The organism is Xanthomonas sp. 60 (assembly GCF_011761925.1).
Map to the genome: position 1 here is coordinate 41,386 of NZ_JAASQW010000001.1, position 26,046 is coordinate 67,431.

Annotated in this window: 22 protein-coding genes; 10 read left to right on the plus strand and 12 right to left on the minus strand. The window is 64.1% G+C overall.

What is annotated here, in order from left to right; genetic code table 11:
• Positions 1-4 precede the first annotated feature (4 nt).
• Together FHY09_RS00195 and hglS are read left to right on the plus strand one after the other, a co-directional pair.
• On the plus strand, positions 5-499 hold the full coding sequence (locus FHY09_RS00195; RefSeq protein ID WP_166923000.1) for a hypothetical protein: 495 nt from the start codon (positions 5-7) through the stop codon (positions 497-499).
• A 97-nt stretch (positions 500-596) separates the two neighbouring features.
• Positions 597-1,961 carry a 2-oxoadipate dioxygenase/decarboxylase HglS gene (gene hglS / locus FHY09_RS00200; protein WP_166923002.1) on the plus strand — a complete coding sequence of 455 codons (1,365 nt, stop codon included), beginning with the start codon at positions 597-599 and terminating at the stop codon, positions 1,959-1,961.
• 15 nt (positions 1,962-1,976) lie between these two features.
• Here hglS and FHY09_RS00205 read toward each other — a convergent pair whose 3' ends face one another.
• Positions 1,977-2,708, minus strand: coding sequence for a hypothetical protein (locus FHY09_RS00205; protein WP_166923004.1), 732 nt, complete (start codon positions 2,706-2,708; stop codon positions 1,977-1,979).
• 99 nt (positions 2,709-2,807) lie between these two features.
• The gene (locus FHY09_RS00210) at positions 2,808-4,322 is read right to left on the minus strand and encodes an acetyl-CoA hydrolase/transferase family protein (RefSeq protein ID WP_166923006.1); all 1,515 of its coding nucleotides are present in this window, start codon (positions 4,320-4,322) and stop codon (positions 2,808-2,810) included.
• Positions 4,323-4,620: 298 nt separating this feature from the next.
• Here FHY09_RS00210 and glnE point away from each other — a divergent pair, with 298 nt between their 5' ends.
• Positions 4,621-7,431, plus strand: a complete 2,811-nt coding sequence (gene glnE, locus FHY09_RS00215; protein ID WP_166923008.1) for a bifunctional [glutamate--ammonia ligase]-adenylyl-L-tyrosine phosphorylase/[glutamate--ammonia-ligase] adenylyltransferase — start codon at positions 4,621-4,623, stop codon at positions 7,429-7,431.
• 3 nt (positions 7,432-7,434) lie between these two features.
• Here glnE and FHY09_RS00220 read toward each other — a convergent pair whose 3' ends face one another.
• Both FHY09_RS00220 and FHY09_RS00225 read right to left on the minus strand, forming a co-directional pair.
• Entirely contained in the window at positions 7,435-7,986 is a 552-nt protein-coding gene (locus FHY09_RS00220; RefSeq protein WP_166923010.1) for a queuosine precursor transporter, read from the minus strand.
• 69 nt (positions 7,987-8,055) lie between these two features.
• Positions 8,056-9,048, minus strand: a complete 993-nt coding sequence (locus FHY09_RS00225) for a mitochondrial fission ELM1 family protein (RefSeq protein ID WP_166923011.1) — start codon at positions 9,046-9,048, stop codon at positions 8,056-8,058.
• Positions 9,049-9,167: 119 nt separating this feature from the next.
• Here FHY09_RS00225 and FHY09_RS00230 point away from each other — a divergent pair, with 119 nt between their 5' ends.
• Together FHY09_RS00230 and FHY09_RS00235 are read left to right on the plus strand one after the other, a co-directional pair.
• Complete coding sequence (locus FHY09_RS00230; protein ID WP_166923013.1) at positions 9,168-9,758, plus strand: malonic semialdehyde reductase; 591 nt, start codon at positions 9,168-9,170, stop codon at positions 9,756-9,758.
• A gap of 87 nt (positions 9,759-9,845) precedes the next feature.
• The gene (locus tag FHY09_RS00235) at positions 9,846-10,544 is read left to right on the plus strand and encodes a YceI family protein (protein ID WP_166923015.1); all 699 of its coding nucleotides are present in this window, start codon (positions 9,846-9,848) and stop codon (positions 10,542-10,544) included.
• Between the two features lie 75 nt (positions 10,545-10,619).
• Here FHY09_RS00235 and FHY09_RS00240 read toward each other — a convergent pair whose 3' ends face one another.
• The 5 genes from FHY09_RS00240 to FHY09_RS00260 all read right to left on the minus strand — a co-directional run bounded on the left by FHY09_RS00240 (position 10,620) and on the right by FHY09_RS00260 (position 15,247).
• Positions 10,620-11,024 (minus strand): hypothetical protein, encoded by a 405-nt coding sequence (locus FHY09_RS00240; protein WP_166923017.1) that lies wholly within the window; start codon positions 11,022-11,024, stop codon positions 10,620-10,622.
• Between the two features lie 66 nt (positions 11,025-11,090).
• On the minus strand, positions 11,091-11,891 hold the full coding sequence (locus tag FHY09_RS00245) for a siderophore-interacting protein (RefSeq protein ID WP_166923019.1): 801 nt from the start codon (positions 11,889-11,891) through the stop codon (positions 11,091-11,093).
• Positions 11,891-12,436 carry a PadR family transcriptional regulator gene (locus tag FHY09_RS00250; protein WP_166923021.1) on the minus strand — a complete coding sequence of 182 codons (546 nt, stop codon included), beginning with the start codon at positions 12,434-12,436 and terminating at the stop codon, positions 11,891-11,893. Before FHY09_RS00250 ends, FHY09_RS00245 begins: the two co-directional genes overlap by 1 nt.
• Positions 12,437-12,514: 78 nt before the next feature.
• Positions 12,515-12,895: an STAS domain-containing protein gene (locus FHY09_RS00255; protein WP_166923023.1), complete on the minus strand. Its 381-nt coding sequence runs from the start codon at positions 12,893-12,895 to the stop codon at positions 12,515-12,517.
• 3 nt (positions 12,896-12,898) lie between these two features.
• The gene (locus FHY09_RS00260) at positions 12,899-15,247 is read right to left on the minus strand and encodes a SpoIIE family protein phosphatase (RefSeq protein ID WP_166923025.1); all 2,349 of its coding nucleotides are present in this window, start codon (positions 15,245-15,247) and stop codon (positions 12,899-12,901) included.
• 250 nt (positions 15,248-15,497) lie between these two features.
• Between FHY09_RS00260 and aceE the strand changes: the two genes are divergently transcribed.
• From aceE to FHY09_RS00280, 4 genes are all read left to right on the plus strand, one after another.
• A complete protein-coding gene (aceE, locus tag FHY09_RS00265) occupies positions 15,498-18,185 on the plus strand; it encodes a pyruvate dehydrogenase (acetyl-transferring), homodimeric type (RefSeq protein ID WP_166923027.1) in 2,688 nt (895 codons plus the stop codon).
• 178 nt (positions 18,186-18,363) lie between these two features.
• Complete coding sequence (locus FHY09_RS00270) at positions 18,364-19,665, plus strand: ATP-binding protein (RefSeq protein WP_166923029.1); 1,302 nt, start codon at positions 18,364-18,366, stop codon at positions 19,663-19,665.
• Between the two features lie 3 nt (positions 19,666-19,668).
• Positions 19,669-20,553, plus strand: coding sequence for a DUF4435 domain-containing protein (locus tag FHY09_RS00275; RefSeq protein ID WP_166923031.1), 885 nt, complete (start codon positions 19,669-19,671; stop codon positions 20,551-20,553).
• 631 nt (positions 20,554-21,184) lie between these two features.
• Positions 21,185-21,499 (plus strand): integrase core domain-containing protein, encoded by a 315-nt coding sequence (locus tag FHY09_RS00280; RefSeq protein ID WP_166923033.1) that lies wholly within the window; start codon positions 21,185-21,187, stop codon positions 21,497-21,499.
• On the opposite strand, the gene FHY09_RS00285 is transcribed toward FHY09_RS00280, so the two are convergent.
• On the minus strand, positions 21,399-22,685 hold the full coding sequence (locus FHY09_RS00285) for a DNA cytosine methyltransferase (protein ID WP_166923035.1): 1,287 nt from the start codon (positions 22,683-22,685) through the stop codon (positions 21,399-21,401). The two genes, FHY09_RS00280 and FHY09_RS00285, sit on opposite strands and share 101 nt — an antisense overlap.
• A 502-nt stretch (positions 22,686-23,187) precedes the next feature.
• Between FHY09_RS00285 and FHY09_RS00290 the strand changes: the two genes are divergently transcribed.
• Positions 23,188-24,003: an endonuclease gene (locus FHY09_RS00290; protein ID WP_166923037.1), complete on the plus strand. Its 816-nt coding sequence runs from the start codon at positions 23,188-23,190 to the stop codon at positions 24,001-24,003.
• Here the strand turns inward: FHY09_RS00290 and FHY09_RS16340 are convergent.
• Positions 24,000-24,314: an integrase core domain-containing protein gene (locus FHY09_RS16340; protein WP_456362659.1), complete on the minus strand. Its 315-nt coding sequence runs from the start codon at positions 24,312-24,314 to the stop codon at positions 24,000-24,002. The two genes, FHY09_RS00290 and FHY09_RS16340, sit on opposite strands and share 4 nt — an antisense overlap.
• Positions 24,315-25,596: 1,282 nt before the next feature.
• Positions 25,597-25,989, minus strand: coding sequence for a hypothetical protein (locus tag FHY09_RS00305; RefSeq protein WP_166923039.1), 393 nt, complete (start codon positions 25,987-25,989; stop codon positions 25,597-25,599).
• Positions 25,990-26,046 lie beyond the last annotated feature (57 nt).

Here is a 26,046-nt window from a genome sequence, read left to right on the forward strand (position 1 = left end):
GTCCATGACCTTCCTGCCGCGCCTGCTGTTCTGCCTGCTCGCCCTGTCCGGAACCGCGCATGCGCAGCAGACCGAAGCGATGTCCGCCGCTTACAGCGTTCAGACCGGGGACGCCTGGGTGGATACCTGGCTGCAGGACATCAACCGGTATGCGGAACGCTATCCGGACAGCTTCCTGGATGAGGTCTCGCGGTATGCGGACGTGCCGCGCGGCTACGTGGCCGCGCTGGTCAACACCCATGGGTGGCAGGCGGCGGATGTCTACTTCGCCTGCTTCTGGGCCAAGGCGATCGAGCGCAGCTGCCGTGACAGCGTGCGTGCCTTCACCTCTGATCCGCAAGGGAGCTGGGAAGCGGTGGTGCAGCGGCTTCCCGTGCAGCCGGAGAACCGTCACTGGCGCGTGCTCCGACATGCCATGGTGGCCAGCTACCGGCACTGGGATCGCCCGATCACGCTCGACGCCATGCTGCGCCGCCAGCTGGGCCCGTCCGAGCGCTGAAGCCCCGGCAGGCATGCTGCTGTGCGTCTCGCGCCGGCGGCCAGCAGCGGTGACAATGCGGCATCACGCCGGTCCCGTTTCCCCTGTCGAGTCTTCCATGAACGCCGCCGCCTTCGTTTCGCCCGATGCCATCCGCAGCCTGTTCGCGCAGGCGATGTCCCGCATGTACCGCACCGAGGTGCCGCTGTATGGCGATCTGATCGCGCTGGTGGCGCGCATCAACGCGCAGACGCTGGCGGCCGATCCGGCGCTGGCTGCGCAACTGCAGCGCAACGATGAGCGCGCGCGCCTGGACGACGAGCGCCATGGTGCGATCCGCGTGGGGACCGCCGCCGAGCTTGCCACGTTGCGGCGCCTGTTCGCGGTGATGGGCATGCAGCCGGTGGGCTACTACGATCTCAGCGTCGCCGGTGTCCCGGTGCATTCCACCGCGTTCCGCCCGATCTCCGCCGCCGCGCTGGCGATCAACCCGTTCCGTGTGTTCACCTCGCTGCTGCGGCTGGAGCTGATCGAGGACGCGGCACTTCGGGAGCAGGCGGCGCAGATCCTGTCGCAGCGCCGGATCTTCACCGAGGCGGCGCTGGCGCTGATCGGGCAGGCCGAGCGCGACGGTGGCCTGGGCGCGGCCGACGCCGAACGGTTCGTTGCCGAGGCGCTGGAAACCTTCCGCTGGCACAGCGCGGCCACGGTGGACCTGCCCACCTACCAGGCCCTGCAGGCGGCCCACCGGCTGATCGCCGACGTGGTGAGTTTCCGTGGCCCGCACATCAACCACCTCACCCCGCGCACGCTGGACATCGACGCCGCACAGACCGCCATGATCGCCCAGGGCATGGCCGCCAAAGCGGTCATTGAAGGGCCGCCGCGCCGGGCCGTCCCCATCCTGCTGCGGCAGACCAGTTTCAAGGCCCTGGAAGAGCCGGTGCACTTTCCACGCGGGGGCGACGGCGGTGGCGATGCAGGCACCCACACCGCGCGCTTCGGCGAGATCGAACAGCGTGGCCTGGCCCTCACCCCGAAAGGACGCGCGCTGTACGACCAGTTGCTGGCGCAGGCCCGGGAAGCCGAGGGCGCCGGCAGCAGCGGCGGCGATTATGGCCAACGGTTGCAGGCCGCCTTTGCCGGTTTCCCGGACGATGCCGCCACTCTGCGCAGGCAAGGCCTGGGCTACTTCCGCTATCGGCTGACGGACGCCGGGCGTGCGGCCGCGCGGGGTGACCTGCCCGCCGAAGCGCTGATCGAAGCCGGCCTGGCCACGGCCGATCCGATCATCTACGAGGATTTCCTGCCGGTCAGCGCGGCCGGTATCTTCCAGTCCAACCTGGGCGGCGGCGAGCAGCGTGCCTATGCCGCGCATGCCAACCGCGAGGCCTTCGAAGCCGCGCTGGGCGACCGGGTGCATGACGAATTCGCGCTGTATGAGGCGCTGCAGGCCGAGTCTCTGGCGGCGCTGCAGCGCTGATCCGGCGCAGTGGCGTCAGCGGGCGTTGCGTCGCTGCGGCAGCAACGTGTCCAGCACGCGCCCGCCCTCGGGACTGTTCTCCAATGCATAGGCTACGCAGAGCGCGCGATGTCCCGCCTCCGCGGTGGGGTGCATCAGCGGATCGCACCTGACGGCGGCCAGCGCCGCCCACTGCCAGTGCAGCCAGCCATTGATGGCTTCGCGCCGCGTCGCAGCGTCCCGCGCCTGGTCATAGCGGCTGGCGCACTGCACCGACTGCTGCACGAACCCGTAGGTTCCTGGCAGGGTGTGGTAGCACTCGCAAATGGCTTCATGCAGCGCGCCCAAGGCCGTTCGGTAGGCGTGCAGGTCCACTGCCGGGGCGCGATCGACAACACCGTAACTGCGCATGGCGTCGGCTTGGACGAGCGTGGAATCCTCCTGCAGGACCCATGTCAGGCAGCACAGCATCACCGCACGCTCCGCCGGCGCCAGGAGGCTCCCCTTGGCGAGGCAGAAGCTGATTGTTTCCGGTGCCCCGTGGCGCTGCATGTGCTGCGACAGCGTCTGCTGCAGCGTTGGCAGGGTCGGGGCGGGCTGCCCGCCCTGCGCCAGGCCGGGCAGCCTGGCCGCGTTGGCAACGGAGGCCGGGGCAGGCATCGGGGGCGGCATGGGGGACACGCCGCTGGCCTCGGACCCTGCGATCAGGGCCGATGCCCAGGCGCCGGCAGCGGCGTGGGACACGGGGGATTGAGCGGGCGTGAACATCGGGCGGCACCAGCGTGGAAGGCAGACCGTATCTGAAGCCATCGGCCCTGCCGGCGCTGCACGATTCCGCGCATCGCCGGGGCTCGGTGCACGCGTGCCTCAGGCCTTCATCGTGCCGGTGTCCAGCCAGCGCTGGTGCCAGCTCAGCGCTTCAGGCAGCAGGTGCGGGGTGTGCTTGCCGTAGCTCTCGAGTTGCGCGCGGTCGAAGTAGTCCTGCAGCTGTGCGCGGAAGTCCGGGTGCACGCAGGTATCGATCACCACCTGCGCGCGCTTGCGCGGCGGCAGTCCGCGCAGGTCGGCCAGGCCCTGTTCGGTCACGATCACCGAGACATCGTGTTCGGTGTGGTCCACGTGGCTGACCATCGGCACGATGGCCGAGATGCTGCCGTTCTTCGCCGTCGACGGACTCAGGAACGCGGACAGGAAGCCGTTGCGCGCGAAGTCGCCGGATCCGCCGATGCCATTCATGATGCGGGTGCCCATCACGTGGGTGGAATTGACATTGCCGTACAGGTCGGCCTCGATCATGCCGTTCATGCCGATGCAGCCCAGCCGACGCACCAGTTCCGGGTGGTTGGAGATTTCCTGCGTACGCATGATGATGCGCTCGCGATAGAAATCGATGTTTTCCTTGAACGTCTCGTTGGCCTGCGGACTGAGCGCGAAACCGGTGCACGACGCATGACTCAGCACGCCGTCGCGGAGCAGGTCCAGCATGCCGTCCTGGATGACTTCAGTGAAAGCCGTCAGATCACGGAATCCGCTCCGGGCCAGCCCGGCCAGTACCGCATTGGGAATATTGCCCACGCCGCTCTGCAGCGGCAGCAGGTTGGGCGGCAGGCGCCCCTTGGCCACTTCGTGCTGCAGGAAGTCGATCAGGTGCCCGGCGATCTGCTCGCTGGTGGCGTCGATCGGGCTGAACGGACTGTTGCGGTCCGGGCCGTTGGTGCGCACCACCGCGACGATCTTCTCCGGATCGCAGCGCAGTGCCGTTTCGCCGATGCGGTCGTTGGCATGCACCAGGGGAATCGGGGTGCGGTGCGGGGGCAGGGCGGTGCCGTAGTAGATGTCATGCATGCCATCCACGCCGGCCGGCTGCCACTCGTTGACCTCCACGATCACTTTCTTCGCCAGGTCCAGCCAGGTCTTGTTGTTGCCCAGCGACGTGGAAGGCACCAGCGAGCCGTCCTCGCGGATGGCCGACACCTCGATCACCGCCGTGTCGATGTCGCCGTAGAAGCCGAACCAGACATGCTGGGCGACATGGCTGAGATGGATGTCGATGTAATCCAGCTTGCCCTCGTTGATGCGGTTGCGCGCATCAGGATCGCTCTGGAACGGCATGCGCATGGCGATGCCGTCGGCCTTCGCCAGGGCGCCATCGAGTTCGGGCGCGGTGGAGGCGCCGGTCATCAGGCTGATCTGGAACGGCTGGCCCTGCGCGTGCACTGATTCAATGCGGCGCGCCAGTTCCATCGGCACTGCCTTCGGGTAGCCGGAGCCGGTGAAGCCGCTCATCGCCACGGTTTCGCCGGGCTGGATCAGCGCGGCGGCGGCCTCGGCGGACACCACACGGTCGCGCAGGCGCGCGTTGGCGATGCGATCTGCAGACATGACGACAGCACTTCCTTGGGGGAAAGCCTGATTATCGGCGATCGTCCATGGTGCGGGGGCTGCGACCTTGGTGGGATGGTCTTTCGCCCGCTGACGCTTCTGTACCTGGGAGTACTGTTTTGCAGTGCAGCGTGCAAGTTGCTTCTGCACCCGGCACGATGGCCCTGCATCCCGACGTGGGGGAGGGAGCAGAGCCCGCTGGCAGTTCGCTGCAAGCGGGCTTTTTAGTGTCTGGGCAAAGCGCCTGAATACGCAACCATCGGCCGCTCATGTACGCGCAGGCCCCTACAATCAGGGCATGACCTTGAACGCTGCGACGCTGCCCGATGCCCTCGTCCCGCTGATCGACCGCGCGCTGGCCCGCCTTGGCGCCGCGCTGGGCGAAGCTCCCGCCATCGAACAGCTGCCCTTCCTGCGCCAGCTCGCCGTGGCCAGTGATTTCGCGATGGACACCCTGTGCCGCCAGCCAGCACTGCTCGCGCATCTGCTGCAGCCCGGTTGCCCACCGCTGCCGCAGCCCGTGCTCGATCCCGGCCACCCCGCGCAGTGGCCGGCCCTGCTGCGCCGCTACCGCGCGGCCATGTCCACGCGGCTGATCTGGCGTGACCTCGCCGGGCAGGACAGCGTGGAGCAGACGCTGGCCGGCGCCACCACGCTGGCCGAAGACTGCCTGCGGCTGGCGCTGGAGGCGCTCGAACAGGAGTTCGCCGCGCGCCACGGCCATGTCCGTAGCGAGGACGGCGGCGTGCAGCGGCTGGTGGTGTTCGGCCTGGGCAAGCTGGGCGGCGGCGAGCTGAACTTCAGTTCGGATGTCGATCTGGTCTACGCCTACCCCGAGCGCGGCGAGTCCGATGGCGCCCGTCCGCTGGCCGCCGAAGAGTACTTCGCCCGTCTCGGGCAGCGCCTGGCCAAGCTGCTCGATGACACCACCGCCGATGGCTTCAGCCACCGGGTGGACCTGCGGCTGCGGCCGTTCGGCCGTGCCGGGCGCGTGGCGCTGTCGTTCGCCGGGATGGACCAGTACTTCCAGCGCGAGGGCCGCGACTGGGAACGCTATGCGTGGCTCAAGGCGCGCGCGGTGGCCGGTGACATCGCCGCCGGCCAGGCCTGGCTGACCACGCTGCGGCCGTTCGTCTACCGCCGCTACCTGGATTTCACCGCACTGGATGGCCTGCGCGACATGAAGGCGGCGATCACCGCCGAGGTCGCCCGGCGCGACATGCACGAGGACATCAAGCGCGGGTCCGGCGGCATCCGCGAAATCGAATTCCTCTGCCAGGCGCTGCAGCTGATCCGCGCCGGCCGCGAGCCGGCCCTGCGCGAGCGGCGGCTGCTGTTCGCGCTGGCGGCGCTGGTGGACGCCGGGCAGATCGCAGCCGAGGACGGTGCCGCGCTGCGCGAGGCCTATCTGTTCCTGCGCCGGCTGGAAAACCGCCTGCAGATGCTGCGCGACGCGCAGACGCACACCCTGCCGGCCGATCCGCTGGACCGCCTGCGCATCGCCCTCGGGCTGGGCTATCCGGACGTCGAGCACCTGGTGCAGGCGCTGGCGGCGCAGCAGACGCGCGTGAGCGCCGAGTTCGCCGCGCTGCTGGCACCGCGCAGGGGCCACGCCGCGCCCGACGCGCTGGCCAGTTACTGGCGCGGGCTGCCGCACACGGGCGATCCGCAGCTGCTGGCCGACGCCGGCTTCGCCGAACCGACGGCGGCCGACCAGTCCCTGCAGGATTTCGCGCAGTCCGCCGGCGTGAAGGCACTCTCCGATGCGCCGCGCGCGCGGCTGGACCGCGTGCTGCCGGCACTGCTGCACGCGGCCACGCGCTCGCCCTGGCCGGATGCTGCGCTCAAGCGCGTGCTTGGCCTGCTGCAGGCCATCCTGCGCCGCACCAGCTACCTGGCGCTGCTGGACGAACAGCCCAGCGCGCTGGCGCGGCTGGTGGACGTGCTGGCGCGCAGCGCGCTGCTGGCCGAGCGCCTGGTGGCCTATCCGCTGCTGCTGGACGAGCTGCTGGACACGCGGGTCTCCGGGCCCATGCCGGCGCCGGACGAGATGCGCGCCGAGTGTCGGCAGGTGCTCACCCTGGAAGACCCCGAAGCGGCGCTGCGCTGGCTCAACGAGATCCGCCTGGCGCTGAGTTTCCGCATGGCCATGGCCGCGCTGGACGGCCGCCAGCGCGCGGTGGACAGCACACGGCAGCTGGCCGAACTGGCCGAGGTGGTGGTGGAAACCGCGCTGGACATGGTGCAGTCGGCGATGCGGGCCGCGCACGGTGCGGTGCCCGGTGGCCGCTTTGCGATCATCGGCTACGGCAGCCTGGGCGGGCTGGAACTCGGCTTCGGCTCGGACCTGGACCTGGTGTTCCTGTACGACCATCCGCCGGGCGTGGAAGCCAGCGATGGCGCGCGTCCGCTGGAGCCGAGCCGCTGGTATGCCCGCCTGGCGCAGAAGGTGATGGCGCTGCTGGCGACCGTGACCGCGGCGGGACGGCTGTACGACATCGACGTGCGGCTGCGTCCGGATGGCGGCAAGGGCGCGCTGGTGTCTTCGCTGGCCAGTTACCGCGACTACCAGCGTGAGCGCGCGTGGACGTGGGAACACCAGGCGCTGGTGCGTGCACGCGGCGTGGCCGGTGATGCGGACCTGCTGGCCGATTTCGAATCCGTGCGCGCGCAGACGTTGTCCCGCGTGCGCGAGCCGGAGGCGCTGCTCGGCGATGTGCTGAAGATGCGCCAGCGCATGCGCGCCGAGCTGGACCGCAGCGATGCCGCCCGGATGGACCTGAAGCAGGGCTCGGGCGGGGTGGCCGACCTGGAGTTCCTGCTGCAGGCGGGGGTGCTGCTGGGCGCGGCGAGCCGGCCGGCACTGCTGCAACCGCGCGATACCCCGGGCCTGATCAACGCGCTGACCGGCAGCGGCTGGCTGCCGGAGGAAAAGACCGTGGCACTGCACGCCGCGCACGCCACGCTGCTGGACCTCGGCCTGGCCTGCACCCTCGACCGGCGCCCACGCATGGCCCCCGCCAGCGACGCCCTGGACGCCGCCCGCGAAACCATCTCCGGCGCCTGCACCGCCGCCGGGCTGCCGTTCGATACCTTGCCTCCGCGCTGAGCCCTAGCGTACCGGTGCCATCTTCCACAGCAACGCGCGGAACGGGGCCAGCAGGCATACGCCGATCAATAGCTTCACCGCCAGATCGCCCGCCGCCCAGCTCACCCACGGCAGGGCGGATCCAGCGAAGGCGATGCTCCAGAAGATCGTGGTGTCCACCGTGGCGCTGCAGGTGGTGGCCACCATCGGCGCCCGCCACCAGACGCCCCGGCGCAGGCGGTCGAAGACGGTGATATCCAGCAGCTGCGCCACGATGAAGGCCGTGCACGAGGCCAGCGCGATGCGCGGGGTGGCCACCCACAGCGACACCACCACCGCCAGCGCGAACCCCGCCCACGCCACGCGCCGGGCCGGCCCCGGCCCGAACCGGCGGTTGATCAGGTTGCTGACCAGGAAGGCCACCGGATAGCTGAAGGCGCCCCACGTCAGCCAATCGTTGATGGGGTACTGCACCAGCACGTTCGACGCCAGCACCACCGCGCCCATCGCCAGCACGCCCAGCAACAGCGCAGGCAGCGTCATCGGGGCAAACGCAGGGGCGGGACGCGCGGACATGGCGAGCGGGGCAATGGGAAGCGGACGCGCATTATCCGCCGGGCGCCGCTGTGGCACCAATCCCGCCGTTCAGGCCCGCGATCGCCCCGCGACCGCCGCAGGCAGGTCCAACCGCTGCCGCACCTCCGCCGCTATCCGCGCCGTCTCGCGCAGCGGCTCGCTGCGGGTGGCGTCCCATTGCAGCCACCGCCCCTGCAGCCGGCCGCGGACGTGCAAGGCCTGCTGGAAATGCGCCACGCGTCCCTGTGCGGTGTCCGCCAGCGCCACCGTCACCGGCAGGCGCGTGGCACAGGCTTCGGACAGCAGGTTCACCGAATCCGGCGATACCACCACGCGGTCGGCCCAGCCGAGCAGGCCCGCATAGGGGTTCACGCCGTCACCGCCATCGCCCCAGATCACGTTCGGCACATCGGCGAACTGCGCGCGCAGCTGTTCGGCAAGGCCGGGCGGGGTACGTCGCGATGTCGTCGCCAGCAGGCTGCCGCCCTCGGCACGCAGCTGCGCGGCGAGTTCGACGAACACCTGCTGCATGGCCTGTTCGGTCCAGGGCGCGTGTGCGGTCGGTCCTCCCACCAGCAGCGCGGTGCGCGGCCCGGGCAGGGTGCCGAAATCGGCGAAGGCCGCGCGCCCCAGCGCCAGCCAGTCATCGTCCACCGGGTTCAGGCTGCCCAGCAGGGTGAGCACATTGGCGCCGCGCAGCGCGTCGTGCTCGGGCACCACCACCAGATCCCAGTGCCTGGCGGACAGGCGGGGATCAAGGATCTGCACCGTCCGGCAACCTCGCGCACGCAGCACGCGCAGCGCACCGGCGGCCTGTCGGCCACAGCCGATGGCCAGCGGCGGCGGCGTGTGCGCGAGCGCCTGCAACGAGTTGCCATAACCGTGTGCATCGCCCGGCAATCGCCGCGGCGACACCCAGCGCCAGGGCGCGCGCGGCACCAGCGTCAGCGGCCGATGGGTGCCCAGCTGCAGGGCACCGGCCAGCGCCACGGCCTGGCGGACGTTTCCAGCGCGGCCATCGGTGATAGTCCACGGGGCGGTCGATCGTTTCACTGCCGGCATTGATTCGTTTCAGCGCTGCTGGGTGTTGCAGCAGACGCGACACTCTACACTGGCCCGCATCACGCCGGTCGCGTGCCCTCGCAGTGCCGCCGGTCCGCTAGGCCTTTCCAGGAGGATGCATGTCGCACGAACTCGACGCTGCCGCGTTGGACCAGCTGTTCCGAACCGCACGCACGGCCAATGATTTCCATGACACGCCGGTGGAAGAAGCGACACTGCGCGCGCTGTACGATCTGGTGAAGTGGGCGCCGACCTCTGCCAACTCCAGCCCGGCCCGGTTCGTCTTCGTGACCTCGCAGGAGGCCAAGGCCAAGCTTGCCCCGGCCCTGTCCGAAGGCAACCTGGCCAAGACCCTGGCTGCGCCCGTCACCGCGATCATCGCCTACGACCTGGACTTCCATGAGAAGCTGCCCTACCTGTTCCCGCACACCGATGCCAAGAGCTGGTTCGAAGGGCCGCAGGAAAACCGCCAGAAGCCGGCCTTCCTCAACAGTACCCTGCAGGGCGCCTACCTGATCATGGCCGCGCGCTCGCTGGGCCTGGATGCCGGCCCGATGACCGGATTCGATGCGGCCAAGGTCGACGAAGCGTTCTTCAGCGGCACCGCCCTGCGGACCAATTTCCTGATCAATCTGGGCTACGGTGATACCGCTGGCCTGTTCCCGCGCTCACCGCGGCTGTCCTTCGACGAAGCTGCCCGGATCGTTTGACAGTCGGTGTGTTTGAATCGGTCCGTCCCCTTCGGGACGGGTCGAGTTTGGCTGCCCTTCTTCCATCTGAATCGAGAGAGACCTGAAATGAACACTACCCGCAAACTGCTGCTCCCGCTGGCCCTGACCCTCGCCGTGGCCGCCTGCTCCAAGCCGGCCGACGAAGCGGCCAAGCCGGCCGCCGATGCCACCGCGCCGGCCACCACCGAGCAGGCCGCCCCCGCCGCCGATGCCGCACCGGCCGCCACCGCCGTGCAGGTTGCTTCAGGAACCTACAAGATCGATCCGTCGCACACCGACGTGCTGGCGCAGTGGAGCCACTTCGGCTTCTCCAACCCGAGCGCGCACTTCGGTTCGGCCGAAGGCACGCTGGTCTTTGACGCCGCCGACGTGAGCAAGTCCAGCGTTGAAGTGAAGCTGCCGCTGACCGGCCTCAACAGCTTCACCGCCAAGTTCGACGAACACCTGCGCAGCGCCGATTTCTTCGATTCGGCCAAGTTCCCGGCTGCGACCTTCAAGAGCACCAAGGTGGAATCGGCGGGCACCAACAAGCTGACCGTCACCGGTGACCTGACCATCAAGGACATCACCAAGCCGGTCACCCTGGATGTGACCATCAACGGCGGCGGCGAGCACCCGATGGCCAAGGTGCCTGCGGCGGGCTTCGATGCCACCACCACCATCAAGCGCAGCGATTTCGGCGTGGGCGCGTACGCTCCGAACGTCAGCGACGACGTCAAGATCCGCATCACCACCGAAGCCACTGGCGAGAAGCCGGCTGCCTGATCCAGCGCCGTCCAGCGTCGCAATGAAAAACGCCCGCTTCCAAGCGGGCGTTTTTTTCGGGGTGCTGGCAGGCGGTCAGATGGCCTGCTGCAGCCAGCGGTCGGTCACCGCCACCGGCGTCAGGCGCGGGGTGATCTTCAGCGCCAGCGCGCGCACGAAATCCTGCGCGGCGCGCGCATGCGCCTGGCGTGCTACCAGCGCGGCCTGCTTGGCGCCGGCCTGCTGCTTGCGCAGCTGCACCAGATGGATCGAGGGGCGGCCGGCGGGCGCGTATTTCTGGTCCCGGCGCAGCACATCGGCCACCTGCCCCACCTCGTCGTCGGCCTTCAGTGCGGCCAGCCGCGCGGTCAGCAGCGCCTGCAACGCGGGGCGCAGCAAGGGGGCGTCGCCGGCCGCGGCCAGCGTGCTGTCAAACGTGGACGCATCCGCCTGCAGGCGGTCGAGGGCAGCGCTGAGCGATGCAGCTGAGAGGGTGGTCATGCGCGCATTATCGCTCCACGCGCGTTGCCGCAGGGGCGATGCCTGGTCGATTCCCGCACGCTGATCTCAATCGCCGTCGGTGTCCTCCGGGTGCGCCTTCCAGTAGCCGGTCGAGCGGATCCAGTCGCGCGGCACCGCATGATGGCCCTCGAAGAACTTGCGCATCATGCGCGCCCGGCGTGATTCGGTGCCGATCCAGTAGAACGTATCGCCCTCGGGTGCCTCGAAATCGGCCAATGCGTCTTCCAGCAGGGTGCTGCTGGCGGCCGCGAACCCGTTGCGCTCCAGCCACTGGATGCGCACTTTGTCGCCCTGCCACAGGTCCTGCCGCTCCGATTCGTCTGCCACCTCGATCAACACCTGGACCTCGGCGGTTTCCGGGAGGATTTCCAGCCAGCGTGAGATGGCCGGCAACGCGGTTTCATCGCCGATCAGCACGTAGCCATCGTAGTCGTCGGCGACCACGAACGAGCCACGCGGCCCCCCGACCACCAGCCGGTCACCGGGCTGTGCGCGCGCGGCCCACGGACCGGCCACGCCGTGGTCGCCGTGCAGCACGAAATCAATCGCCAGCTCGCCGGCCTCGTGGTCCCACCCGCGCGGGGTGTAGTCACGTGCAGGCGAGGGCGTGCTGCCCTCGGGATACCTCGGCCCCTCGGGCGTCATCGTCGGCAGCACCAGCTCGCCATCCGCGTTGGGGAAGAACAGCTTGACGTGGTCATCGGCGCCGGGGGACTCGAAGCCGGCAAGATCCTCGCCGCCGAGCACCACGCGGCGCATGCGCGGGGTGATCGCCTCGGTGCGCAGCACGGTCAGGTGGCGCAAGCGCACGTCCAGCCGCAGGCGCGTGTTTTCATGGGGGGTCATCAGGAATCCTCGGTGGAATCAGGGGGGAGCGGGGCATCGCCTGGCGAGCTCGCTGCGGTGTCGGGTGCCATCAGCTGGCGAGCGGCGCGCTGCAGGTGTTCGGCCACCTGCTCGGCTTCGCCGGGTTGCCAGCGGCCGTGGTGGTGCAGCAAAGCGCCCTTGAACTGGCGCAGGGCATCGCGCAGGGGCGCTGGCAGGGCGGCCTTGGCGATCTCCCGCGCGCGGTGGCGTGCACGATGCTGTGCATCCTTCACCTCCGCGGCGCGGGCCTGCCGCTCCGCCAGCCCGGCGTCGGTAATACGGAAACGACGGCGGTCGCCTTCTTCGTCCTCGGCGACGATCCAGCCGAGCTGCTCGAAGCTCGCCAGCAGCGGGTACATCGTGCCCGCGCTCGGTGTGTAGGCCCGTACAAACAGGGCGCTGATGTGCTGGATCAGTTCATACCCGTGCCGCGGCTGCTCGGCCAGCAGCGCCAGCACCAGCAGGCGCAGGTCACCGCGGCTGAGCGCGCGGGGGGGACGGACGGGAGAGGCAGGGTGCGCCATTTCGATATATCGGAAAGCGGTATCGAAACGATATATCGAAATGTAGGATGACGCAAATGACCTATCGCCGATCAGGGGTCAGAGGTCATCCTCGGCCATGCGTGCCTGGATCGCGGCGAGGTAGTCGTCCAGCTCGTCCTGGGAGGCGAACACCTCGTCCACAGGCACCGCCTTCACCAGCTCGAACACCTTGCGCACCGGCGGCTGGGGCTGCATCAGCAGCACGCGTCCGGCATGCGCGCCGAGCATCTTGCGGGCCCGGAAGATCGAACGCAGGCCTGCACTGGAGATGTATTCCAGCCCGGCCAGATTGATCTCCAGGATGTGCGTGCCTTCATGCAGCAGCGGCTCCAGTGCCTGGTCCAGCGCGGCATGCGTGCTGCCATCGAGCCGGCCACTGAGGTGCATGCGCTGGTAAGGGCCATCACCCCCATCGATACGCAGGTTGAGGCGGGACATGGCTTACTCCTTGGGCGGTCCTGCCGGCAGCAGCACCAGGTGGATGTGATTGACGCCCTCGCGGCGCCGGTACTGGAAACAGGACGACAGCGAGCGCACCAGGTGCAGTCCCAGCCCCCCGATCGGGCGCTTTGCCAGCGGCGCGTCCAGATCGGGCGTGGGGACCGTGGTCGGATCGAATGCACTCCCGCCATCACGGACATCCAGCACGAGCCCATCGTCAGTGGGGGTTGCCACAACGTCGAGAGTCACATGCGTCAGATCGCGCTGGTGAGCGATCACATTGCCGCACAGCTCATCCACCACCAACTGCGCGCGGTGTACCTGCTCGCCGTCCACGCCACGCGCGCGCAGGCCGTCTTCCAGGCAGGCCAGCAGGCGCTGCAGTCCGCTCAGGGTGGCCGGCGCCTGCAGCGTGACCGGCGACGGCACCACATGCCGGCCGATCACCACCAGCGCCATGTCGTCGTGGGCATGCTCGCTGCCGGTGAAGCGCTCCAGCGCGCGCGCCGTATGGGCGCATACCAAGCGGTCATCGGCCACCGCCGCCACCGCCGCACGCAGGCCATCCAGCCCGAACCAGGTCTGCTGCGGGCACTGCGCCTCGGTGATGCCATCGGTGTAGGCAACCAGGTATTCGCCATCGGCCAGCACGCCATGGGAGAGCGGAAAACCGTCTTCGTTCGGGATGCCAAGCGCGGCGCCACTGCGGACCGGCAGCACCCGCACGCGGCCGTTGACCTGCCGCCGCAGCGGCGATTCATGGCCTGCGCTGGCCAGCTCGAACATGCCCGTGGCCACATCCACCACGCCGCACAGCACGGTGGCGAACATGCAGCTCTCATTGCGGTCGGCGAGCGTACGCGCGGCATCGGCGAGGATCCGGTCCGGGTGCTGGTGCAGGTGCATCGCTGCTTCCAGGATGGTCAGCACACGGGCCATGAACAGCGCCGCCGGCACGCCATTGCCGGAGACATCGCCAATCACGAAGCACAGGCGGGTGGGGGCGATGCAGGCCACGTGCTGGAAATCACCGCCCACCTCGCGCGCCGGCACCAGCAGGGCACAGGTACGCAGCTGGTAGCCACCGCCGGTCAGCTGTGGCGGTTCGGCCAGCATCCCCTGCTGGATGCCATGGGCGATGCGCAGTTCGCTCTGGTTGCGCTCGCGCGCGCTGGCCAGCTCGGCGATGGTGGCCATCTGCTGCACGATGGACCGCCGCGCATGCTCGAAGGCCCGGCTGACCTGGCCCACCTCGTCGTCCTGTTCGCCCGCCACCAGCGGTTGCTCGAAGTGCCCGGCGTCGAAGCGCCGCGCGGCGGCGGTCAGCGCCTCCATGGGCTGCAGCAGACGCTGGGCGTGGCGACGGACCAGCAGCAGCCACAACACCAGGCCCAGCACCCCCAGCGCCACCGTGCCCCACGTCACTGCACGCAGGTCGGCCAGCAGCAGATCGTGGTCGGCCGAAAGCACCAGCCGCCAGCCCGGCTGCTCCAGGGCCGCCACCCGGGTGAGGAAGCGGACGCCTTCGCTGGAGCGGTGGTCCAGCTCATTGCCTGCCGAAGGACTGCCATGACCCAGCAACGGGGCCAGGTCCGGCCGCAGGCGCAGGTAATCGCGGATGGGCAGGCCGGCGCGCACGCCGTCGGTGCTGCTCAGCACCACCCGCTGGTCCGGCGCCAGCAGCGTGGCGCGTAGTCCCACCGCCCCGGGCAGGCGGCCCAGGTCCAGGCGCAGGCGCTGCAGTGGGACATCCACGCTGACCACCCCCGCCGGGAGCGCATGGCCGGTGGCGTGCAGCGGGATGGTGTGGGTGATGAACAGGCGGCCGCCGGCGTCGGCATTGGCGTAGGGCGCGGTCCACATCGGCGAGTGCACGCGCAGCTGGCGCATTGCCTCTTCGTTGTTGATATCGCCCTTGCAGCGGCGCTCCACCACGCCCAGCCGAAGCTGGGCATGGCAGTCGTAGCCTGCCGGAACGCCGGGCAGGCGCCCGGGTTCGATGAACACGCGTGCGCCATCCACGTTCGGGTCTGCGGTGACCGCCGCCTGCAGCAGGCTGTGCAGCTGTTCGGTGTCGAAATGCTGGTCCCGCAGTGGCGCCAACAGCATCTCGGCGCTGATCTCGGCCGAACGCAGCGTGTTGCCCAGGCTGCGCGCGGTCTGCTCGGCCAGGTGTACCAGTTCGCGCTCGGCCTGCTGGCGCACCAGCGAGCGTGCACCCAGATAGAACAGTGAGACCAGCGTCAGCAACAATGCGCCCTGCACCAGGCACGACCACAGCATCAGGCGGGTACGCAGGCTGCGGCCCGGGCGTCGTGGCGGAGCGGAAGGCGGCAGGCAGGAGGCCAAGCGCGTGAACCGGTTTTTCCAGCGTCGATCAATGGCATGGCAGCCGCCGTACAGCAAGTCGGCAGGCGCCGCAGGCCGGCCAATGCCCCGCCAGCACTGGCCTGGACAGGGCTGGCCAGGTCAGCGGGACATGGGCCATTTACGACCATACGCACCCGTAGAGAAGTGACGAAAGCCATGGGTGCGCTACACTTCACGGTCTAGAAATCAATAACAGTCGCGCGCGTGCGTGCGGTAAATCGGAGCGCTAATGAACTGGTTGAACGAGCTGCTGAACAACGACCCGAACCCGGTGGAAAGCCAGGAGTGGATCGAGTCGTTGAAGGCCGTGATTGATGTCGAGGGCCCCGAGCGCGCGCATCAGCTGCTGGAAGGCATGGTAGAGCTGACCCGTCGTTCGGGCGCGTACCTGCCGTTCTCACCGACCACCGAATACGTCAACACCATCGCGCCGAGCCTGGAGGCCAAGAGCCCGGGCAACGCCGAGCTGGAATGGCGCATCCGCTCGATCATCCGCTGGAATGCGATGGCCACCGTCGTGCGCGCCAACCGCAAGCCGGGCGACCTGGGTGGCCACATCGCCTCCTTCGCCTCCGGTGCCACGCTGTATGACGTGGGCTTCAACCACTTCTGGCGCGCGCCGAGCGAGAACCACCCCGGCGACCTGCTGTTCATCCAGGGCCACAGCGCGCCGGGCATCTACGCACGCGCGTTCCTGGAAGGCCGCATCAGCGAAGAACAGCTCGACAAGTTCCGCATGGAAGTCGACGGTGGCGGCCTGTCCAGCTACCCGCACCCGTGGCTGATGCCGGACTTCTGGCAGACCCCGACCGTGTCCATGGGCCTGGGCCCGCTGGCGGCGATCTACCAGGCACAGTTCATGAAGTACCTGGAAAACCGTGGCCTGATCGAGAAGTCCGACCGCAAGGTGTGGTGCTTCATCGGCGACGGTGAGAGCGATGAGCCGGAAACCCTCGGTGCGATCGCGCTGGCCGGCCGCGAAGGCCTGGACAACCTGATCTTCGTGGTGAACTGCAACCTGCAGCGCCTGGACGGCCCGGTGCGCGGCAACGGCAAGATCATCCAGGAACTGGAAGGCGTGTTCCGTGGCGGCGGCTGGAACGTGATCAAGCTGCTGTGGGGCGGTTACTGGGATGCCCTGCTGGCCAAGGACACCAATGGCGTCCTGAAGAAGCTGATGATGGAAACCGTCGACGGCGAGTACCAGAACTGCAAGGCCTTCGGCGGCGCGTATACCCGCGAGCATTTCTTCGGCAAGTACCCGGAGACGGCCGCGATGGTTTCGGGCCTGTCCGACGATGACATCTGGCGCCTCAACCGTGGTGGCCACGATCCGCACAAGGTGTATGCCGCTTATCACCAGGCCGTGAACACCAAGGGCATGCCGACCGTGATCCTGGCCAAGACGGTCAAGGGCTACGGCATGGGCAGCGCCGGCGAGGCACTGAACCCGACCCACCAGACCAAGAAGCTCGACGATGCGGCCGTGCGCCACTTCCGCGACCGCTTCAACATTCCGGTGACCGACGAGCAGCTGGCCGATGGCCAGGTGCCGTTCTACAACCCGGGCCCGGATTCGCCGGAAGTGAAGTACCTGCAGGAGCGTCGCGCCGCGCTGGGCGGCTACCTGCCGCAGCGTCGCCAGAAGGCCAGCAAGAGCTTCACCGTGCCGAAGCTGGAAAACTACGAGCGCCTGCTCAAGAGCAGTGGCGAGCGTTCGTATTCCACCACCATGGCCTTCGTGCAGACGTTGAACATCACCCTGCGTGACAAGGAACTGGGCCCGCACATCGTGCCGATCGTGGCCGACGAGGCGCGTACGTTCGGCATGGAAGGCCTGTTCCGGCAGATCGGCATCTACGCGCCGTTCGGCCAGAAGTACAAGCCGGTGGATGCGGACCAGCTGATGTTCTACCGCGAAGACCAGAGCGGCCAGGTGCTGCAGCAGGGCATCAGCGAGCCGGGCGCGATCTCTTCGTGGATGGCCGCCGGTACCAGCTATTCGGTGAGTAACGTGCCGATGCTGCCGTTCTACATCTACTACTCGATGTTCGGCTTCCAGCGCGTGGGCGACATCGCGTGGCAGGCGGCGGACATGCGCACGCGTGGCTTCCTGCTGGGCGGTACCGCAGGGCGCACCACGCTCAACGGTGAGGGCCTGCAGCACGAAGATGGCCACAGCCATCTGGCCGCCGGTGGCATTCCGAACGTGCGCAGCTATGACCCGACCTTCGGTTACGAGGTGACGGTGATCCTGCAGCACGGCACTAAGGCGATGATGGAAGATCAGATTGATGAGTACTACTACATCACCCTGATGAACGAAAACTACACCCATCCGGAAATGCCGGAAGGTGCGGCCGAAGGCATCGTCAAGGGCATGTACCTGCTCACCGACGCCGGCAAGCCGAAAAAGAACGAACTGCGCGTGCAGCTGATGGGTTCGGGCACGATCCTGCGCGAAGCCATTGCCGCGGCCGAGCTGCTGGACAAGGACTTCGGTGTGACGGCCGATATCTGGAGCTGCCCGAGCTTCAACGAACTGCGTCGCGATGGGTTCGATGCCGAGCGCTGGAACCGCATGCACCCGGAAGACACGCAGCGCACGCCGTACGTGACGCAGCTGCTGGAAGGCCGCCAGGGTCCGGTGATTGCCGCGACCGACTACGTGCGTGCGTATGCGGACCAGATTCGTGCGTTCGTGCCGGGGACGTTCACGGTGCTGGGTACGGATGGGTTCGGGCGTTCGGATACACGTGCGAACCTGCGCCGGTTCTTCGAGGTTGACCGGTACTACATCGCGCATGCGGCCATCGCGGCGCTGTCGAAGGAAGGCAAGATGACCGGGAAGGATGTGGCCCGGGCGATCAAGACGTACGGGATTGATGTTGAGAAGGCTAATCCTGTTGGGGTTTGACTTCGTCAATTAATTGACACGAAAGAGGCGGCCGAGAGGCCGCCTTTTTTTGTGCTTCTGACGAAAGCATAATCGCACCTGAAGACCCTCCGGCAACCGCTACACATGCCATCCATTTCAAGTCGATGGCCGGTGGCCTTACTGCAACCAACACATCTAACCATGGAAAGGAGTATAAGTGAGAATCGAAAGACTGGTGGCAAGGAATGTCCATAATCGATATAACTTCGATATTGAATTTAATTCAGACATGACGTTTCTAGTTGGTATCAACGGAAGTGGAAAGACCACCGCGCTGCGTCTGATGCAAGCTGTTCTCACGCTAGACTTATATACCTTGCTCTCAATCCGATTCTCTGAAATACGCGTGTCGGTGACGGATGATTCTGAGCTAAGTTCGGTTGGTGTAAAAAGTACTGGAAAGCATCTGTCGTTTCTAGTAAACGGGATGGACGTGCCGTTCAAGGCGTCCCAGCTTGATGACGACAAACTTAATATGTACTCAAAATCTGACCGAATAGAGGCGTACGTTGAAGATCAGCGAGTTGAGCTCGTACACGCCGTATCCACGATACATCCAAGATTTCTCAAGTCTAGGCGCCCTCTATTTCTCGGATTGGAAAGAAGGGCCAGTCGTTATGAGAATGAATCGTTCTACTACGAAGACGATGCTTCGCCGCGCTCATTTGCCATGAGAAAGCAGGTCCTGGGCAGGGGGGTTCAAGAGGGGCTTGATAGGTGTCAAGTGCTAGTAGAGCAAGCTTACAGAAAATATAGGAAGGTGAGCGACGGGGCGGGAGGTCGTCTCATCAATATCATCGTAGACTCCATGTTTGACTACATAGAATTTGATCCGGAATCTCTAGTTGGCAGGGCTCAGAGTGCAGCAGAATTTCAGGGGCTTCTTGACCGGCGTCGAGAAATAGAAGCCCTGGCCATGAATTTGGGTGGAAATCGCCTAGCTGAGCTTCAAATAAATAGGTTCTTTTCGAAGATTCAGGCAGTACTTGAGGAAAGCAACGCTGGGGTCAACATCGAGTGGTTGATGAATAAGTCTCAAATTCTTCGAATCCACAAGCTGCTTGCGGAAATGGATAAGCAGAAAAAACAGGCTGAGAGATTCTATGAGCCGGTGAAGAACTTCCTCGAAAGTATCAATGGGTTTCTGCGCGACTCAAGAAAGAGTGTTTCGGTAGATTCACTTGGGAAGTTGAAGGTGCTACAAGATGGCGCAGAAATATCACTTCCAAATATGTCTTCAGGTGAAAAGCAGCTTTTGATTCTTCTGGCTCACGCATGGTTTGCTCGGAGCGACAAAGGCGTCGTGATTGTAGACGAGCCGGAGATATCACTCCATCTACGATGGCAGGAGCGCCTTGTTGATGAAATTTCAAGAGGGTCGGGTAGTCAGATGATATTTGCCACCCATTCACCCGAAATTGTTGGTTTCCGAAAAGAAAAATGCGCGCTGGTGGGTTAAAATATGTCCACACACGATTATGGATTTCCGACAAGAAATGTTGCTGCCAGATATGCGGAGGCAATCTTTCATAGAAATTATAATGACGTCGATGTGTACATCGAAGATACAGCGGACGGTTATAGGAAAATTTTTTCAACCATGCTCGGAAGGGCGCTTTCTGATCAGAGGGTCTCTATCGACAGAGTATTCCCATTGGGCGGGAGGAGCGAGGTCATTGCGGCCGCAAACAAAGAAGCTTCCGCCGGATCTGCAGATTCAATCTTTATCGTTGATGGCGATCTCTACCTTCTGACTGGCGAAGAGCCGCCACCCGACAACGTATGCGTCTTGCCTGTTTATTGCATTGAAAACTTCTTGATTGATGAGCCGGCAATTCTTCAGATTATGTTTGAAGAATCTCCTGAACTTTCGCTGGAGGAAATACAGGATCTATATGGCTACGTTAATTGGAGGAACGAGTCAACCTCCGGGCTTGCTCTTCTATTTCACTGGTTTGCTGTTAGCCACCTTCTTCAGTCAGGACTTCCGACGGTATCTAGAGCATATAAAAGTGTATGCAAGAACCAAGCGGGTGATGTGGACTACGATAAGGTTAACTCAATAGCTTATGAGATCGAGGGTGCGCTTCGGCAGCGGTTTGGTGACACAATTGTGGACGAGGCGTGGGCCAAGATTTCTTCGTCAGTAGAGACGCGCATTTGCTTCATATCCAAGTACGTCTCCGCCAAGGACTTTACTTTGCCTCTCTTGATATGTCGCATGCGTAATGTAACAGGAAGTAAGTCAAGTAATTTAAATATAAAGGTTCGGCTATCGGGATTATGTTCCGTAGATGGCCTTAGAGCAATTTCAGATCGAGTTCGATCAATTCAGGCGGAGCGTTAGTGCGTCAATGCGAGTTTTACGTCCAGGCGCGATAAAAAGCCCACCGACTGCTGCCTTCGGAAATTACTAAAGCTTCTACGATTAGCCGCTCTCCTGATGTCGTCCCTCCTAGGTTGAGCGGCGTGAAAGTTTGGAGTCCTACCCTAACGGCAAGCCGATTGGACGTGAAAAAGCGCTTTTCAAAATAACTGGCCATTGGCTTCCTGGTCGGAGGCCAATTGGCATACTGATAGACAACCTACCATGCGGAAATGGCCTCAGGGAGGCTTCATGCTGTGTATGGAATAGTAACTTTGGTGGCATAGTAAGCTCTCCCGGCAGGCAGGCGCCCGATAACTAGACCTTTGTGAGATCGTTGCCGCCAGAGGGTCGCATGCGCAGATCAAGATCCACAGAGACGCAGATCATCATGATCGTCAATCAGGGCGGTGCAGGCTCGCGGTGAAGGGTCTACGTCGACAATCTGGTATCAGCACGGCGACCTACCAACGACTGACGCATCGGCCTGCGGCAAACGGTTCCGAATTTTTCAATGTAGTCGATGACTTAAGCCGCGAGGCGTTGCACATTGAGATGAATATCTCTCTAAACTACGGTAGTCTGGCGCGCACGTTTGAGTAGCTCAAACGTGATGACGGATTATCGCAGATTCTGCGGTCGGACAGCGGCCCTGAGGTCCTCGGCGAGGCGCTTACGCAGTCCGCCAAAATCAGCGCCATGGCGTTGCGATAGATCCAACCAAGTAAGCCCCAACCAGAACGCCTTCATCGAACGCTTTAACCGAATTTTCCGTGAAGAAGTGTTGGATCAATACCTCTTCGCACGCGTGGAGGACGTGCGTGAGGCTACGAATTGGTGGATGATCGATTACCGCTTTTCCTGTCTCTCTGCGCAATGGGGCTGGGAATACCCCAATAAGCAGAAGCTTGAGCCAAGTTCATTCTGAGCAAGCCAGTTCCACCCATCGCCAACTCGTTAGCTGGGCGCTCCGGTGTGGCGCCAATAGCTTTCAAAAGCTCCCCAGCAATGGCCCTGCCCAGTGGTGGCGGCACCGCGTTCCCAATTTGCCGCGCCCCGTGCCACTTGGTTTCGTGGAATCGGAACCAATCCGGAAACCCATGAAGGCGTGCCATCTCACGCACCGTAATGCAGCGATTCCACTTGTAATGAATCGGCCGGGGGCTGGTAAATGCGCCGCGTGCCGCATCCGTCCCCGCGCGTAACGTGTTGCTGACACCTTTCGGGGGCAGTTTAAGGAAACGGGAAATCGGCTCAACCTGCCCAGCCAAGGTGCTCGCGAACCTAGCACGAGAAAGCTCCGTGTGGTTAGAGCGCATGCTGGATGTAAGTAGCAGTGGATCCCACGCACGGCGGTAGCCAAACGCCCAGCCCTGTACGTCCTCGCAGCGCATCAGCGCGGAGTAACGCGTGCTCTTACCAAACTTCTTAACTCTGACCTCATCAGTAACATTTAGCGCAGGGAAGCTCTCGGCATCGGGCAGGTCGTCCAGTGCCTCTATACACGTAGGTGCATCGGGCAGCAACGAGCCTTTGAGCCCCGGCTTCGCCGTCACTGGATGAGGATAAGTGGGGATATTCAGGCCACGCTTGGCGCCCAGGAGAAAAAGCCGCTGCCTGTCCTGAGGTACACCATAGGAGTAGGCATTAAGTACCTTCCAGTCCTTAACAACGTCGTAACCGGATGCTTCAAATTCCTGAATGAGCTCCTCCAGGAACTTGCGATGCTTACCCAGCGTCAGACCCTTCACGTTCTCGAAGACGAAATAGTCCGCATCGAGTTCACGAACGATCCGTACGAAGTCTTTCACCAGCGAATTTCGCGGGTCATCAAGCGCACGACGGCCGATTAAGGAAAACCCCTGGCAAGGAGCTCCACCAAATACGACGTCGATCTTCCGTTGGCCCACCCCCGCGGCGACACGAATCTGATCGCCCGTGAGGTCGGTAACGGACCGCGGGACGACGGCGCAGTTGGGGAAGTTAAACGCATGCACTGCTGCATGCACTGGGTCGATCTCAACAGCGGCCACAACATCGAAGCCCGCTTGCTCAAAGCCTAGGCTAAGTCCGCCGGCCCCTGCGAAGAGGTCGATTCCGATAGGTCTGGTCATGGAGTAATTATAAGGCCCGCTAGGCTGAATGTCGATCGGAGAATGCGTCGAGATCCACTGGGCCGGTGCCCTCTCGCGCGCTCATCATGCGGCCAGTCAGTCTCATGGAAAGAGACCAGCAACCTTGGACGGGCCGGCACTACCGCGGGGCGCGGTCGTTGGCTGATATCATCGGGAATCGGGACATACGAAGTCAAAGGCTGCCGTCCGGTCGATTCCTTAAGACTCGGCTAACGCGTCTCGCTTCTTCGTCGAGGACCGCCTTGAGCTTCGTGTACGGGTGCTTAAGCCCAGAACAGGTAATTGAGAGCCGAGGATTGAAGCTAACATCCGCCAAGATAGGCGCAAGCGTCGGCAGTTGATCGGGCTTGGGTGTCAGGTGATGGTGCCCCGGGAGAGTGAGCCCAAGTAGCGCGGCAAGTTGGCGAACAAGCTATCGAGTGTTCTGAGCTAGAGATCTGCCGGAGCACGACAATGAAGAAACTTTTGCGAAGGACACAATGTGGAAAAGCCGCAGAAACCAAAAAAACTCAACCGCTATTCTGAGATCATTGGCGAGGTATTCCGAAAGAACTTTACCCCCGGTAGTGCCAGGGTGCCTTTTCAGCGGAATGAGTTCGAGCATGCGGCAGCAGAGCGAGGAATTCGGTTGCCGAAGAACCTTGGCGATACTATCTACTCGTTCAAATACCGCAACAGCTTGCCTGCGTCCATCACGGCGACGGCTCCGGAAGGTTTCGAGTGGGGCATTTATGGTGCAGGGCGTGCGAAGTACGAGTTTCGGTTAGAGCGCCCTCTTTTGATCGTCCCACGCGCAAATCAGTTGGTTGTCAAGATTCCAGATGCCACGCCCGAGATCATTGCGGCCCATGCGCTGGGCGATGAACAGGCGCTGCTGGCCAAGGTCCGCTACAACCGATTGATCGATATCTTCCTAGGCGTCACCGCATCGTCGTTGCAGAATCACCTGCGCACTACGGTGAAGGACATCGGACAGATTGAGATTGATGAGCTCTACGTCGGCCTGGATCGTAACGGTGCGCAGTATGTGGTTCCTGTGCAAGCAAAGGGTGGCAAGGACAAACATGGCCGGCAGCAGACGGAACAAGACATAGCCTGCTGCAAAGAGAAATTCCCTGCGCTGGTCTGCCGCCCTGTATCTGCGCAGTTCATTACCGCAAACAAGATTGCCATGTTCGAACTTGCCGTCCAGGACGATGAGATTCGTGTTGTGTCCGAAGAGCACTACGAGCTGGTGCCCTCATCATGCATTACTGCGAGTGATCTGGCTTTATACGCGGGGCGAAAGAGAGGCTAGCCAGTCATGTCATGACTCACCGGCTTCTGCTCAGGTCGGGCGGTTGATGTAGCCGGACAAGCCGCTCCCAGGGTCATCGTCTTGAGCCCCTGATGCGGGCGCTGTTGGTTAAAGAAGCCAACCCAGTTGCCAGTGATCCGCAGGGTATGGACTTGGCTCCCAAAGCGAAAGCGATGCACGCACCGGTCCTTGAGCATCCGGATGACACGCTCAACCATCCCGTACTGCTGCGAGCAGTGCGGCGTGATGAATTCCTGGTTCAGGCCGTAGCTGCGCACCAGGCACGTGTAGTCACGGCTGATGAAGCCCATACTGTTATCTGAGCGCAGCAGGAAACACTTTGGCACACGTCTCAGCGTGCAAAAGCGGGTGATTAAAGCCTGCTCCAGAGCGGCTGACGCAGTACTATACTCGCCGGTGCGTGACAGGTGCCAGCCCAGCAGCCGCCGCGTGCTGCAGTTTGCCAGGCTCAGCTAGCCGTCCTTGCCGCCCCGGACACGGCACAGGTCGGTAGCCCATCGTAGGTCGGCTCGTTTGGCATGACAGACCTTTGTTTCGACCTTGGGCCGTTGCCCACGTGCGCGTCTGCGCACCTGCCAGCCCTTGAGCTGGGGCCGGAGCTATGGTGGCCTTGCCTTGGAGGATCTCAAGCACCAGCGCCGACTTGCGCCGGGTCGTCAAACGCTTGGTCTCTTCCTCCATACTTCGCTCGTCGGTGTCTCCTCGGGACCGCATCTGTATCGGTTTCGACCGTGATCAAGGTGCGCATTACACGAGCAATAGCGCTCTCAGCCGCATTCAAGACGCTGTCTAAAGGTACATATTTGATGTGATCGGCTCCAGTACTGAGGTTAAGCTCAGACAGCCCGGCGGACCTCAGGTCATTGCTCTTTTTCAGCGCCCCTTCGGCACGTCTCCCCCAGAAGCCATTGCTCACAATCCGAGTGGTTAGGCCTTTCTCTGCGCAGGTTTTGAGTGCGGTAGGTAGATCGTCCCTCAAGAGTAGAGCCTCGCCCCCACTGAAGGTTGTGTGGCGAACCCTCGGGAGGAGCGAGTAACCTCGTCTATTTGTTCGAGGATGGAAGTCAGCGTCAAGCGCTGGCTCAAGCGATGACTGGAACTGAAGCAGCATTGCTCACATTGGGCACTGAACTTTTACGTAGGCAGGATCGTCAAGCTGGACGGCTGGATATCCAAAATGTTCTCGACTCAAGGCGGCTGAGCGTCAGGATCTTCCCGCACGTGCAAGAGAACTTTCATCTATCGCGCATTCGCGATAGAGAACGGACGCGCGCCTCGGTTCTAATTGATATGAACGCCAACGTCAGAGCTTCTGGTACTGGGCAGCAAAGTACCGCCAGCACTGGCTCCGTCGGCGGCGAACTCGTGTAGCGACGGAGTAGACGCCGGTTCATGCATGCGTTGTGGTGACCAATAGCGAAGTTCCGACCGGGCTGTCGAGGTCTGTCGGCCAGAGTGTCGTCGATGTCAGCCTTAATTTTTCCTTGTGGGAAAAAAAGGGATCTTCAGAAAGAGCCTCAGAGGACGGAAAGTGCGCTCTGGCGAAACGCTCCACCGCCTTGCGCTTTATCCCTAAGACGTCGACGCAGGAGAGACAGACGCCTCAAGCCGATGCCCTGCCAACAGCCGGCCGGCCACCAGCAGGCCCTCCACGAGGTGCTCGCCAATCATCGGCTCAGCCTCGGTCCCGCCGCGCTCCAACTGCACCGCGTGGAGCAGTTCCAGCACGGTGGACAACCCTTGGAAGCGTGCCGAGACCCAGCGATCCTTGTCCCGCTGCTGAAGCATCCAGGCGGCGGCGACAGACGCGCCGGACGGCGCTGGAGCGGTCGGGGGATCTTCGTTCGCGTACGGCGGTGCGCCCGTCTCCTTGCCGACCACGTAGAGATGAGGGGTGCTGCCGTACAAGGGTTGTTCAAGCAGCGATTCCAGCTTCTCAATGAAGTGCAGCGGCAGGGTCTTCATGGATTCGCCCAGCAGGGCGTACAGACGGGGAGAGCTACGGGGGAAATCACGCTTCGA